This is a genomic window from Amaricoccus solimangrovi (genome assembly GCF_006385685.1).
In the GTDB taxonomy this organism is placed as follows: Bacteria; Pseudomonadota; Alphaproteobacteria; order Rhodobacterales; family Rhodobacteraceae; genus Amaricoccus; species Amaricoccus solimangrovi.
Map to the genome: position 1 here is coordinate 220,491 of NZ_VFRP01000002.1, position 13,199 is coordinate 233,689.

Annotated in this window: 12 protein-coding genes; 5 read left to right on the forward strand and 7 right to left on the reverse strand. The window is 72.7% G+C overall.

Annotation, left to right across the window (positions count from 1 at the left end):
* The first annotated feature begins 150 nt into the window (after positions 1 to 150).
* A complete protein-coding gene (locus tag FJM51_RS03555) occupies positions 151 to 999 on the forward strand; it encodes a c-type cytochrome (protein ID WP_140452733.1) in 849 nt (282 codons plus the stop codon).
* Positions 1,000 to 1,094: 95 nt separating this feature from the next.
* On the opposite strand, the gene FJM51_RS03560 is transcribed toward FJM51_RS03555, so the two are convergent.
* From FJM51_RS03560 to FJM51_RS03575, 4 genes are read right to left on the reverse strand one after another with little or no spacing between them, the layout of a single operon-like run.
* A complete protein-coding gene (locus FJM51_RS03560) occupies positions 1,095 to 1,400 on the reverse strand; it encodes an urease subunit beta (RefSeq protein ID WP_140452734.1) in 306 nt (101 codons plus the stop codon).
* Between the two features lie 10 nt (positions 1,401 to 1,410).
* Positions 1,411 to 1,983, reverse strand: coding sequence for a HupE/UreJ family protein (locus FJM51_RS03565; protein WP_140452735.1), 573 nt, complete (start codon positions 1,981 to 1,983; stop codon positions 1,411 to 1,413).
* 23 nt (positions 1,984 to 2,006) lie between these two features.
* Entirely contained in the window at positions 2,007 to 2,309 is a 303-nt protein-coding gene (locus FJM51_RS03570) for an urease subunit gamma (RefSeq protein WP_140452736.1), read from the reverse strand.
* Between the two features lie 27 nt (positions 2,310 to 2,336).
* Complete coding sequence (locus tag FJM51_RS03575) at positions 2,337 to 3,161, reverse strand: urease accessory protein UreD (protein ID WP_140452737.1); 825 nt, start codon at positions 3,159 to 3,161, stop codon at positions 2,337 to 2,339.
* 251 nt (positions 3,162 to 3,412) lie between these two features.
* On the opposite strand from FJM51_RS03575, the gene FJM51_RS03580 reads away from it, so the two are divergent.
* From FJM51_RS03580 to preA, 4 genes are all read left to right on the forward strand, one after another.
* On the forward strand, positions 3,413 to 4,750 hold the full coding sequence (locus tag FJM51_RS03580) for an NAD(P)-dependent oxidoreductase (protein WP_140452738.1): 1,338 nt from the start codon (positions 3,413 to 3,415) through the stop codon (positions 4,748 to 4,750).
* A gap of 40 nt (positions 4,751 to 4,790) precedes the next feature.
* A complete protein-coding gene (locus FJM51_RS03585) occupies positions 4,791 to 5,603 on the forward strand; it encodes a class I SAM-dependent methyltransferase (protein ID WP_233712976.1) in 813 nt (270 codons plus the stop codon).
* 116 nt (positions 5,604 to 5,719) lie between these two features.
* Positions 5,720 to 6,541 carry a class I SAM-dependent methyltransferase gene (locus FJM51_RS03590; protein ID WP_140452740.1) on the forward strand — a complete coding sequence of 274 codons (822 nt, stop codon included), beginning with the start codon at positions 5,720 to 5,722 and terminating at the stop codon, positions 6,539 to 6,541.
* Between the two features lie 9 nt (positions 6,542 to 6,550).
* The gene (gene preA / locus FJM51_RS03595) at positions 6,551 to 7,858 is read left to right on the forward strand and encodes an NAD-dependent dihydropyrimidine dehydrogenase subunit PreA (RefSeq protein ID WP_140452741.1); all 1,308 of its coding nucleotides are present in this window, start codon (positions 6,551 to 6,553) and stop codon (positions 7,856 to 7,858) included.
* Positions 7,859 to 7,876: 18 nt separating this feature from the next.
* Here the strand turns inward: preA and FJM51_RS03600 are convergent, their stop codons facing one another.
* The 3 genes from FJM51_RS03600 to FJM51_RS03610 form a co-directional block, all read right to left on the reverse strand.
* On the reverse strand, positions 7,877 to 10,492 hold the full coding sequence (locus FJM51_RS03600; RefSeq protein ID WP_140452742.1) for a DNA translocase FtsK: 2,616 nt from the start codon (positions 10,490 to 10,492) through the stop codon (positions 7,877 to 7,879).
* Positions 10,493 to 10,495: 3 nt separating this feature from the next.
* Positions 10,496 to 11,704 (reverse strand): aminotransferase class I/II-fold pyridoxal phosphate-dependent enzyme, encoded by a 1,209-nt coding sequence (locus tag FJM51_RS03605; RefSeq protein ID WP_140452743.1) that lies wholly within the window; start codon positions 11,702 to 11,704, stop codon positions 10,496 to 10,498.
* A gap of 91 nt (positions 11,705 to 11,795) precedes the next feature.
* Positions 11,796 to 13,124, reverse strand: a complete 1,329-nt coding sequence (locus tag FJM51_RS03610; RefSeq protein WP_140452744.1) for an amidase — start codon at positions 13,122 to 13,124, stop codon at positions 11,796 to 11,798.
* Positions 13,125 to 13,199: the final 75 nt, after the last annotated feature.

Here is a 13,199-nt window from a genome sequence, read left to right on the forward strand (position 1 = left end):
GCCGGGATTTCAGGCGGCCGCCCGCTCGGGGGCCGCGTCGTGACTCCGATGGCGGGAATCGGCCGATCGCGCTAGCATCCGCGGACCAACCGCGGCCGTCGCGGAGCGCGGGGAGACCGCGTCGCGGCGAGCCCGGCCAGGGAGGGACGGATGATCTGGAAATCGATGCTGGCCGGCGCCTGCGCCGGTCTCTGCCTCGGCGTGGCGGCGCGGGCCGAGACGCCGGTCGAACGCGGCGAATACCTCGTGCGCGGGCCGATGAGTTGCGGCAACTGCCACACGCCCCAGGGGCCGAATGGTCCGGACATGAGCCTGGAGCTCGCCGGCGGCGGCCCGGTGATCGACGACGAGACGATGACGGCCTATCCGCCCAACATCACCCCCGCGGGCGAGGTCGGCGGCTGGACCGACGCGGAGCTGGCGCGCGCGATCCGCGAGGGGCTGCGCCCGGACGGCGGCCTGATCGGCCCGCCCATGCCCATCAGCCTCTACCGGGGCCTGTCGGATACCGACGTCGCCGCGATCGTCGCCTTCCTGCGCACGCTGAAGCCGATCGAGCACACGGTGCCGGAGTCGGTCTATCACATCCCGCTGCCGCCGGCCTATGGCCCGCCGGTCGGGCATGTCGCCGACATTCCGCGCGGTCCGACCGCCGAATACGGCGCCTACATGGCCGGGCCGGTCAGCCACTGCCTCGAATGCCATACGCCGATGGGACCGACGGGGCCGATGTATGACGGGCATCTCGGTCAGGGCGGGTTCAGGTTCCCCGGCCCCTGGGGCGTCTCGATCTCGGCCAACATCACCTCGGGCAAGGACGGGCTCGCGGATTTCACCGACGACGAGATCCGGACGATGATCACCCAGGGGGTTCGCCCCGACGGGTCGAAGATGCTGCCGCCCATGCCCTACGCCTGGCTCGCGAAGATGACGCCCGACGACCTGACGGCGACGGTCCTCTATCTGCGGACCCTGCCGCCGCTGCCGAGCGTGGAGTAGCGCGCGGGCGGCCATCTCAGGCCGCGGCGCCGCGCTGGCAGGAGCCGTGGTAGTCGCGGGTCTCGCCCATGGTGCCGTCCTCCCCGGAGCGCGCGTCAGAGCGGCCCCATGACCTTCTGGTTGAAGCCGTAGACCCTGCGCGCCCCGCCGATCGGCACCAGGCGCACGTCGCGGGTCTGGCCCGGTTCGAACCGCACCGCCGTTCCGGCCGCGATGTCGAGCCGCATGCCCCGCGCCGCCTCGCGGTCGAAGGCGAGGCCCGGGTTGGTCTCGGCGAAGTGGTAGTGGCTGCCGACCTGGACGGGACGGTCGCCGGTATTGGCGACGGTGAGGCTGATCGCCGTCGCGCCCGTGTTCAGTTCGATGTCGCCCTCGGCGGGGAAGATCTCTCCGGGGATCATGGGCACCCCCTCAGCCGAGCGCCAGAACGAGGCCGGCGGCCGCGGTCAGCCCGCCGAGCGTCCGGGCGAGGGATGGCCGTCCGAGCGCGCCGGCGGCGAAGCCGAGGCCGAGCCCCAGCCCATGCAGGGCCGCCGTGGCGATCACGAAGCCGGCCGCGTAGGCGGGGCCACCCAGCGCCGGCCCCTCCAGCCCGTGGGCGTAGCCATGCGCGACGCCGAAAAGGCCGATGACGCCGCAGGCGAGCGGCAGCGGCGGGCGCGACGCGAAGGCGACCGCGGCGCCGAGCACCACGACGGAGGCGAGGATGGCCGGCTCGGCCACCGGGAGGGCGGCGCCGTCGAAGCCGAGGAGGCCGCCGAGCAGCATCGCGCCCACGAAGCTCGCCGGATAGGCCCAGGCCGCGCGCCCGCCGGTCATCGCGGCGAGGATGCCGACGGCGACCATGGTGAGCATGTGGTCGGCGCCGAGGAACGGGTGAAGGAAGCCGGACGCGAAGGGCGCGCCATGCGCCCCGAGCCCGGTATGGGCCATCGCCGCCGCGGGCGAGAGAAGGAAGGCCAGAAGGGGAAGGCTGCGTCGCATGGGCGGGTTCCTTGGCTTCGGGATCAGCGGATCGGGCTGTGCACGGTGACGAGCTTGGTGCCGTCGGGGAAGGTCGCCTCGACCTGGACGTCGTGGATCATCTCCGGCACGCCCTCCATGCATTGCGCGGCGGTCACCACATGGGCGCCGGCCTCCATCAGCTCGGCGACCTGCCGCCCGTCGCGCGCCCCCTCGACGACGAAATCGGTGATGAGGGCGATCGCCTCGGGATGGTTGAGCTTGACGCCGCGGGCCAGCCGGTTCCGCGCCACCATGGCGGCGAGCGAGACCAGGAGCTTGTCCTTTTCACGGGGAGTCAGGTTCATTGGGTCGGGCCTTTCGCGGCTTTCGGTTCAGAGCGACCAGACGCGGGGAAGCGGCGTCCCGCGGAAGCCCATCAAAAGGCGGAACAGCGCTTCGCGCAAGGGCGCCGCGTCCGGCGCGAGGAAGCGCAGGATCAGGATCCCGGGCTTGGCCGAGGCCGCGGCCTGAAGATCGACCCCGGCGAGCAGCGCCCGGACCTCGCCGAGCCGGTCCTCGGCGCCGGGCGCGAGATGGACGAGCGTCGCGAAGGCGCGCGCGCCGCCGAGCGTGGCGCGGCCCCGCGAGCCGACGGTGATGTCGGGACCGAGCCGCAGCGCCTCGGCGTGGACGAGCCGGCCGCCCCGGCTGATCCGCCAGTGATCGGTGATCGACGCGTCGCGCAGCGTCTCGCCCATCGCGGCGCGGCCGAGCACCACGGTCTCGAGGAGCGTGAGCCGCGCATCCTCGGCCATCTCCGCCGAGAGGCGCCGGACGAGCCGGCCGCCCTCGAAGAGGATCGTCTCCTGCGGCAGCCAGTCGAGCCGCGCGCCGGGACCGACGGAGAGCGTTACGTCGAGCGTCCCGGCCTCGCCCGTCGAGCGGTAGATCCGTTCCGCCGCCTGGGTGGTCACGGTGAGCTCGGCCCTCGCGCCGACCGCCGCCGCGTAGGCGAGCCGGTCGCCGCCGGTGATCCCGCCCGAGGTGTTGATCAGGATCGCCTCGGGCGTCGGCCCGTGCGCGCGCGGCAGCAGCGCCTTGGCGCAGCCCTCCTGGTAGAGCCGGCGGAGCCGGCTGGCCCCGCGCGAGACCTCCATGGCGACCTCGGCGCGCCCCTGGGCGCGCTGGAGGCGAAGGGGTGGCGGGCGCATCTGCATCGGGGTGGTCTCTCGGGCCTTTGCGGGGATCCAAGCCATAGGCGCGGCGCGGTCCGCGAGGCAACGGGCTGGCGAGTCACGAAGGCGCGGGAGTCGGGCGTGAATCGGCTTTTGCCTGGAATTTGGGCAGGATTGCTCGCGACGCGAGCCGCCGCGGATCGGCGCCGCGAGGCGCCTGTTTTACCGGTTGATCAAAAATGGGGCCTGTGCCAGCGTCGCCCGTTGACTGCCACGCGCGTCGGGAGAGGTCCATGATACCCACACCGAGGACCCTGGGCATCGCCCCGGGACGCCTGCCCGCCGAGGAGATCGCCGCGAATTTCGCCGACCTCGCGCCGCCGCTCACGCCGCACGAGGCGCTGGTCGCGGCGGACCGGTGCTATTTCTGCCACGACGCGCCCTGCGTCGCGGCCTGTCCCACCGCGATCGACATCCCGCTCTTCGTCCGCCAGATCGCGACCGGGACGCCCGAGGCGGCGGCGCATACGATCCTGAGCCAGAACATCCTCGGCGGCATGTGCGCCCGCGTCTGCCCGACCGAGACGCTCTGCGAGGAGGCCTGCGTGCGCGAGGCGGCCGAGGGGCGGCCGGTGGAGATCGCCCGGCTGCAGCGCCACGCCACCGACGTCGCGATGGCGCGGCCCGGCCATCCCTTCCGGCGCGCGGCGCCGACGGGCCGGGCCGTCGCCGTGGTGGGCGCGGGACCCGCGGGGCTCGCCTGCGCGCACCGGCTCGCGCTGCTCGGCCACGCCGTCACGCTCCACGACGCGCGCCCGAAGGGCGGCGGCCTCAACGAATTCGGCATCGCCGCCTACAAGGCGCCGGGCGGCTTCGCCCAGGCCGAACTCGACTGGCTGCTCGGGATCGGCGGGATCGAGGTCAGATACGGCGCGGCGCTCGGCGGGGATCTCACGCTGAGGGATCTGCGCGCGCGGTTCGACGCGGTCTTCCTCGGGATCGGCCTCGGCGGCGTGAACGCGCTGGCGGCGAAGGGCACGCATCGCGACGGCGTCCGGCCGGCGGTCGATTTCATCGCCGAGCTGCGGCAGTCCGATGATCTGGCGCGGCTTCCGGTCGGGCGGCGCGTCGTCGTGGTCGGCGGCGGGATGACCGCGATCGACGCCGCGGTCCAGTCGAAGCTCCTCGGCGCGGAGGAGGTGACGATCCTCTACCGGCGGTCCCGCGGGAAGATGTCGGCCTCCGGATACGAACAGGATCTCGCCGCCGGCCACGGCGTGCGCATCCTCTGCGGCGTCGTCCCGGTGAAGGTGAAGGGCAATGGCGCGGTGCGCGAGGTCGAATGCGCCTATGTCGAGGAAGGGCCGAAGGGCCTGCGCGAGACCGGCGAGACATTCACGCTCAAGGCTGACCAGCTCCTGACCGCGATCGGCCAGACGCTCGGACCCGACGTGCCGGGCAAGCTCGAACTCGAGGGCGGCAAGATCCGCGTCACCGGGCCGGGGCAGACCAGCGTGAAGGGCGTCTGGGCGGGGGGCGACTGCGCCTCGGGCGGCGACGACCTGACGGTGACGGCGGTGGCCGAGGGCCGCGACGCCGCGATCGACATTCACCGCGCGCTGATGGGCTGAGCCCCGGCGCGCGCGACGGACGGGAGGCCCCGGCGTGAGCATGGAGGCGGAAACGGTGGAACTCTCGGGCGTCGAGGCCCGGGTCGCGGCCTATTACGGCGGCATGGGGCTGGTCGAGCGGATCGAGGAGGATCTCGGGCGCGGCTTCGACGGCGACCTGTCGCCGGAGGGGGCGCGGCTCTACGGCTCCTTCCACGTCGGCGGCGCCCCGGCGGTGGAACGCCTGCTCGACGCGATGCCCCCGCTCGAGGGGCGCGCCGTGCTCGACATCGGCTGCGGCGTCGGCGGCGCGGTCCGCGCGCTCGCCCGCCGGGGCGCCTTCGCCCGCGGCGTGGACCTGACGGCGGAATTCATCGCCGTCGCGCGCGACCTCAGCCGGATGATCGGCGCGGATCCGGGGATCTTCGCCGTCGGCGGCGCGCGCGCGCTGCCCTATCGCGACCGCGCCTTCGATCACGCGCTGATGCTGCACGTCGGCATGAACATCGCCGACAAGCGCGGCGCGATGGCGGAGGCGGCGCGGGTGATCCGGCCCGGCGGCACCTTCGCGATCTATGACATCATGCGCGCGGGCCCCGGCCCGATCGCCGAGCCGCAGCCCTGGTCGGACGGGCCGGAAAGCTCGTTCGCGGAGACGCCGGAGGCCTATCTCGCCGCCGCCGCGCCCTGGTTCACCGAGGCCGCGCGGGTGGAGCGGCGCGAGGAAGGCGTCGCCTTCGTCGCGGCGCTGCTCTCCCCGGCGGAGCCCCGGCCGGTCTCGGAGGCGATGCGCGGAAAGCTCGTGAACCTCGCCGCCGCGTTCCGCGCCGGGACGCTCGCGCCGGTCGAGCTCACGCTGATCCGGCGCGACTGAGCGATGAGCGCGCCCGCTTCGTCGCGAACCAGGGGCGTGATATCCTGCGTCCCCACACTGGCGACGGAGGCTCTCATGGAACGGGACAGGGTCGGATGCGCGGGGGCGGGCGGGCGATGAGCGTCGAGGAGCGCGTGGCGCGCCATTACGCCGGCGCCGGGCTGCACGAGCGCATCCTCGAGCGGCTGGCCGAGGCGGGCGTGACGGCGGGAGAGGTGACGGCGGAGCATCTGAAGGCGGTCGACGAATTCCACATCGGCGGCGCCGAGGCGACGACGGCGCTGCTCGACCAGCTCGCGATCGGGCCGGAGACGCGCGTGCTCGATATCGGCTGCGGCATCGGCGGCCCGGCGCGGATGATCGCCACCCGCTTCGGGGCGCAGGTGACCGGCGTCGATCTGACGCCGGATTTCGTCGAGACCGCGCGGCGGCTCTGCGAGATGCTCGGGATCGAGGCCCGGTTCGTCACCGGTAGCGCGCTCGACCTGCCGTTCCCGGCGGCGAGCTTCGACCTCGCGACGCTGCTCCACGTGGGCATGAACCTGCCCGACAAGCCCCGGCTCTTCGCGGAGGCCGCGCGCGTGCTGGTCCCGGGCGGGACCTTCGCGGTCTACGACGTGATGCGCTTCGGCGATCATCCGGCCTTTCCGCTGCCCTGGGCGAGCGAGCCCTCCGCCTCGTTCCTCGAACCGCCCGAGGCCTATCTGGCCGCGGCCGGGGCGGCGGGATTCGAGCTCGCCGCGCGCCGCGACCGGGGCGAGGTGGCGAAGGCCTTCTTCGCCCGGATCCGCGACGAGATGGCCGGCAAGGCGCCGCCGGCCGTCGGCCTGCCCCTGCTGCTCGGCGACGGGGCGCCGGTCAAGGTGGCGAACATGATGGCGGCGGTCTCGTCTGGCGACATCCAGCCGGTCGAGATGATCTTCCGCGCGCGCAACTAGGAGCAGTCAATGGCCGACCTTTCCACCGATTTCGTGGGCATCAAGTCACCGAACCCGTTCTGGCTCGCCTCCGCGCCGCCGACGGACAAGGAGTACAACGTCCGCCGCGCCTTCGAGGCGGGCTGGGGCGGCGTGGTCTGGAAGACGCTCGGCCTCGACCCGCATATCGTCAACGTCAACGGGCCGCGCTACGGCGCGGTCTGGGGCGCGGACCGGCGGCTGCTCGGCCTCAACAACATCGAGCTCATCACCGACCGGCCGCTCGATGTGAACCTGCGCGAGATCAAGCAGGTCAAGCGCGACTGGCGGAACCGCGCGCTGGTCGTCTCGCTGATGGTGCCCTGCGACGAGGAAAGCTGGAAGGCGATCCTGCCGCTCGTCGAGGAAACCGAGGCCGACGGGATCGAGCTCAATTTCGGCTGCCCGCACGGGATGAGCGAGCGCGGCATGGGCTCGGCCGTGGGACAGGTGCCCGAATACATCGAGATGGTCTCGCGCTGGTGCAAGGCGAACACCCGGATGCCGGTGATCGTGAAGCTCACGCCCAACATCACCGACATCCGCTATCCCGCCCGCGCGGCGCGGGCCGGGGGCGCGGACGCGGTCTCGCTCATCAACACGGTGAGTTCGATCACCTCCGTCGACCTCGACACGTTCAGCCCGGAACCCTCGATCGACGGCAAGGGCAGCCATGGCGGCTACTGCGGCCCGGCGGTGAAGCCGATCGCGCTCAACATGGTGGCCGAGATCGCACGCGACCCGGAGACGGCGGGCTTTCCGATCAGCGGCATCGGCGGGATCACCACCTGGCGCGACGCGGCCGAGTTCATCGCGCTCGGCGCGGGATCGGTGCAGGTCTGCGCGGCGGCGATGACCTATGGCTTCAGGGTGGTCGAGGAGATGATCTCCGGCCTGTCGCAATGGATGGACGACAAGGGCCATGCCGGGCTCGACGCGATCCGGGGCCGGGCGGTGCCGAACGTGACCGACTGGCAGTATCTCAACCTCAACTACGTCGCCAAGGCGCGGATCGACCAGGATCTCTGCATCCATTGCGGCCGCTGCTACGCCGCCTGCGAGGACACCTCGCACCAGGCGATCGCGATGAAGCCGGGGCGGGTCTTCGAGGTGAAGGACGACGAATGCGTCGCCTGCAACCTCTGCGTCAACGTCTGCCCGGTGGAGGGCTGCATCTCGATGGAGGCGATGACGCCCGGGACGGTCGATCCGCGCACCGGCCGCGTGGTCGAGCGCGAATACGCGAACTGGACCACCCATCCGAACAACCCCGCCGCCCCGCCGAGGGCGGCGGAGTAGGGGGGACCGGAGCGCCCATCAGCGCTCCGGCACCAGCACCTCGCGCTTGCCGACGTGGTTGGCCTGGCTGACCACGCCCTGGTCCTCCATCATCTCGACGAGCTTCGCGGCCTTGTTGTAGCCGACCGAGAGCTTGCGCTGGATGTAGGAGGTGGAGCACTTGCGGTCCTTCGCGACGATCGCCACCGCCTGATCGTAGAGCGCGTCGTCGCCGCCGGTATTGCCGCCGAGGCCGAGCACGAGGTCGAGTTCCTGCTGCTCGTCGCTGTCCGGCCCCTCGATCACGCCCGCATCGTAGTCGGGGCTGCCGAGCGATTTCAGATGCGTCACCACGTCCTCGACCTCCTCGTCGGAGACGAAGGGACCGTGGACGCGGGTGATGCGCCCGCCACCCGCCATGTAGAGCATGTCGCCCTGACCGAGAAGCTGCTCGGCGCCCATCTCGCCGAGGATGGTGCGGCTGTCGATCTTCGAGGTGACCTGGAAGGAGATCCGCGTCGGGAAGTTCGCCTTGATCGTGCCGGTGATCACGTCGACCGAGGGCCGCTGCGTCGCCATGATCAGGTGGATGCCGGAAGCGCGGGCCATCTGGGCGAGGCGCTGGATGCAGGCCTCGATCTCCTTGCCCGCGACCATCATCAGGTCGGCCATCTCGTCGACGATGACGACGATGTAGGGCATGGTCTCGGGCGCGTATTCCTCGGTCTCGAACATCGGCTCGCCGGTTTCCTCGTCGAAGCCGGTCTGCACTGTCCGCGTGAACCCCTCGCCGCGCTCCAGCGCGTCCTTCACGCGCTGGTTGTAGCCGTCGATGTTGCGCACGCCCATCTTCGACATCTTGCGGTAGCGCTCCTCCATCTCCGCGACCGTCCACTTGAGCGCGACCACCGCCTTCTTCGGGTCGGTGACCACGGGGGAGAGCAGATGCGGGATGCCGTCGTAGACCGAGAGCTCCAGCATCTTCGGGTCGATCATGATGAGCCGGCAGTCCCTGGGCGCGAGCTTGTAGAGCAGCGACAGGATCATCGTGTTGATCGCGACCGACTTGCCCGAGCCGGTGGTGCCGGCGATCAGCAGGTGCGGCATCCGGGCGAGGTTCGCGACCACGGGTTCGCCGCCGATGTCCTTGCCGAGGGCGAGCGGCAGCGCGTGGGCCGAGTCGCTGAAGCCCTTCGCGGCGAGGATCTCGCGCAGGAGCACCTTCTCGCGGAAGTCGTTCGGAAGCTCGATGCCGATCACCGAACGGCCCGGGATGGTCGAGACGCGGCAGGCCAGCGCCGACATCGAGCGCGCGATATCCTCCGAGAGGCCGATGACGCGGCTCGCCTTCAGCCCCGCGGCCGGTTCGAGCTCGTACATCGTCACCACCGGGCCGGGCCGGATCGAGGTGATCTCGCCCCGCACGCCGTAGTCGTCGAGCACGGATTCGAGCATCCGCGCGTTCTCCTCGAGCTGGTCGGTCGAGAGATGCTGGCGGATGATCGTCGCCGGGTTCTGCAGCAGCGTCACCGGCGGCGCCTGGTATTCGGCTTCCGGATCGGACTCCGCCTCGGGAAGGAAGTCGGCGCCGGGCTCGGGCGCGCGCGCCCGTGCGCGGCTCTTGCCGGTCCGGGGCGCGGCGGGCTTCGCCTCGGGCGCCTCGGGAACCATGCGCGCGGCGAGCGGCGGGACCGCCTCGTCCTCGGGGTCGAGCAGGTCGATTTCCTCGGCCATCGCGGGCTCGGCCGCCCGGCGCCCGCGCCGGGGCGCCGCGCGGCTCTCGGCGCGCGGCGCCGGCTCGGCCCGGAGCGGCGGCGGGGCCGGAGGCTCGGACGCGCCGCCGAGGGCGGTCGGGTCGAAGGGCGGAATGCCCGCGGCGCGCGACAGGGGAGGGGTGGCGACCCGCGACGCCTGCGCGGCGTCGGCGCGGCGCGCGCGCGCCTCGGCCGCCTTCTCGCGGGCGACCCGCGCGCCGCCCGCGGCCCCGGCGGCGGCCGTCGAGACCGCGCGGCCGGTCAGCCGCAGCAGGGCCGCGTAGAGCAGGACCGATCCGTCGCGCAGCATCCGCAGGAAGGCGGTGAATTCCGCCCAGGTCACGCCGAGGACGAAGCCGGAGGCGGCGAGGAACAGCAGGCCGAGGCCAAGCGCCACGAAGGGCAGCGAGACGGCCATGGCGAAGGGCAGGGCGCCGAGGATGGCGCCCAGCGCCGCGTCGCCGAGCAGCCCGCCGAGCCCGTAGTCATGCGTCCAGGACGCGAGCGGCACATGGGTCGCGGCGAAGGCGGCGGCGACGAGCATGGCGATCGGGGTGAAGATCGTGCGCGTCACGATCCGCGTGTCCCCGCTGTGAAGGACGAGCCGGAGCCCCCAGACCGCGAGCGCGACCGGCAGGCCGTAGGCCGCCCAGCCGAGCGCGCGGTGCAGCGGATCCGCGATCGAGGCGCCGATCAGGCCGAGCGCGTTGCGCGGCGCGGCGTCGGTGGCGCTGAAGAGGCTCGGGTCGTCGGGCGAATAGGTCCAGATGATCGCGGTGGCGAGCGCGGCGAGGCCGATCAGGACCAGCCCGACGAGCTCGGCGCCGCGCCGGCGCAGCGCGATCTCCGTATCGGTCTCGACGAGCCGGGCCCGGACCTTGGTCTGCTTGCGCGCTGCCATCTCTCACACCACCTTCTCGGAAAACCTGCCCGCGCCGAGCGTGTCGCGGATCGCACCGAGACCGCGCGCCACCTCCGCCTCGGGCGCCACCAGAGCCACGCGTATGTAGGGGGCGCCGGGATTGACCCCGTCCGCCCCGGCCCGGCCGAGATAGCCGCCGGGCAGAACCCGCACCCCCGTCTCGCGCCAGAGCCGCAGCGCCGCCGCCTCGCCGTCTCCGACGTCGAGCCAGAGGAAGAACCCCGCGCGCGGCGAGACATAGCCGGGGAAATCGCCGAGGATCCGGTCCGCGAGGTCGAATTTCGCGCGGTAGAGCGCCCGGTTCGCCTCCACATGCGCCTCGTCGCGCCAGAGCGCGGTGGCCGCGCGCTGCAGCGGCAGCGGCAGCGGCGCGCCGCCATAGGCGCGGAGCCGTTTCAGCGCCGCGATCGAGCGCGGACCGCCCGCGGCGAAGCCCGAGCGCAGCCCGGGCGCGTTGGAGCGTTTCGAAAGCGACTGGACGATCAGCACCCGCTCGGGATCGGCGCCCGCCCGCGCCGCCATCGCGAGCCCGCCCGGGGGCGGGGTCTCGCGATAGATCTCGCCGTAGCATTCATCCGCGACGATCCGGAAATCGTGCCGCTCCGCGAGGGCGATCAGGTCGCGCCAATACTCTTCCGAGGCGATGGCGCCCTGCGGATTGGAGGGGGAGCAGAGATAGCAGAGCGTCGCGCGATCAAGCACTTCCCCGGGCAGGCTCGCGTAATCCGGCAGAAAGCCGGTCGCGGCCGTCGCCGGGACGAGCACCGGCTCCGCCCCGACCGCGAGCGCCGCGGCGCCATAGGCCTGATAGAAGGGGTTGGGCATCAGCACCGCCGGCGCCCGCCCGTCCTTCTCCTCCGGCGAGAGCGCGAGCGCGGCGTTGAAGAGCCCCTCGCGCGTGCCGTTCAGGGGCATGACCCCGGTCTCCGGATCGATCGGCACGCCGTGGCGGAACCCCACCCAGTCCGCGATGGCGGCCCGCAGTTCGGGCGTGCCGTCGTTGGGCGGGTAGAGCGCGAATTCATGCGCGTGCGCGGCGACGGTCTCGGCGATCATCGCGGGCATCGGATGCTTCGGCTCGCCGATTGTCATCGCGAGATCCGGCCCACCCGCCGGATGGTCGCGCAAGAGCGCCCGCAGACGCGGAAACGCGTATTCCGGCAGGTCGGAGAACCGCGCGGGGAACTGCATCGCTGTGCCTCAAGGTCTCGGGGTCATGGACGCCCCGTTGGCGCCGGAGTGTAGCGGCAAGCGGCCTTGCGGTCCAGTATCTTGGCGCCCGTCATCGCAGTGCCCGCTCCGCCGCCGCGCCGAGCCGCGACAGCGCGGCCTCCGCGCCCGGCGGCGCCATCATCATGAGCCCGGCCGAGGGCGTCGCCGTCGGCAGCGTCAGCGCGCAGAGGCCGAGCAGGTTGCCGACGCGGGTGTTGCGCAGCGTCAGCAGGTTCTCGGTGGCGAAATGCTCGGGATCGGCGAGCAGCCGTTCGGTATTCGGCGGCATGTTCGCCGTCGTCGGCAGCAGCACCGCGTCGAAGGCCGCCGTCGCCGCGAGATAGGCTTCGCGGTAGTCGCCGAGCCGCGACCAGCCCCGGATGTAGTCGACGGCGGAGAAGGCGGCGCCGCCCCGGAACCGCTCGCGCACCGGGGCGAAGATCAGATCCGGCGCGTCCTCGATCGCCTCGCCCCAGCTCGCATAGGCCTCGCTCGCGAAGAGGACGGGGGCGAGGTTCAGGCAGTCGATCGCCGCGTCCGGCGCGCCGCGCGCGACGCTGGCGCCCGCGCGCTCGAGCGCGGCCACCGCCGCCTCGAAGGCGGCCGCGGGTTCGGGCCGGCTGCCGAGCGCCTCGTGTTCGAGCACGAGGAAGCGCCGCCCGTCGAGCGTCGCGCCCGCGAGATCCGGCGCCGGCGCGGCGCCGAGGATGCCGAGCAGGAGGGCCGCGTCCTCGACCGAGCGGCAGAGCGGGCCGACCGTGTCGAACCGGGGGCAGAGCGGCACGACGCCCGTGAGCGGGAGCAGCCCGTGCGTGGTCTTCAGCCCGACCAGATCGTTCCAGGCCGCGGGCACCCGCACCGATCCGCCGGTATCCGATCCGATGCCGGCCGCGGCGAGGCCGAAGGCGACCGAGGTCGCCGCGCCCGAGGAGGAGCCGCCGGGCGCGAGTTCGGGATCGTTGATGTTGGGCGGCGTCGCCGTCGAGGGGTTGAGCCCGAGGCCGGAGAAGGCGAGTTCGGTCTGATGCGTCTTGCCGAGGCAGACCAGCCCCGCGCGCGTCGCCCGCGCCAGAACCTCGGCGTCGCGCTCCGGCACCCGGCCCGCGAGAAGCGCGGAGCCCGACTCGGTCGCGACGCCGGCGCTGTCGAAGAGATCCTTCCAGCTCACCGGCACCCCGTCGAGCGGCCCGCGGCGCAGCCCGGCCCGCGCCCGTTCCGCCGCCGCGCTTGCTTCCTCGCGCGCCCGCTCGGGCGTCGGGCGCGCATAGATCGCCGGCGCCTGCGGATGGCTTTCGATGGCGCCGAGATAGACCTCCGCCAGTTCGCGCGGATCGATCGCCCCCGCCTCGATTTCCCGGCCGAGCGCCGCGGCGCCCATCCAGAGCCAGGTTTCCGACATGCCGAGCCTCCCGCGATCGTGATCGGGCGAGCCTAGCCGCGCGCCGCGCGGTGGACAATCGCCCGGCCGCGGAGA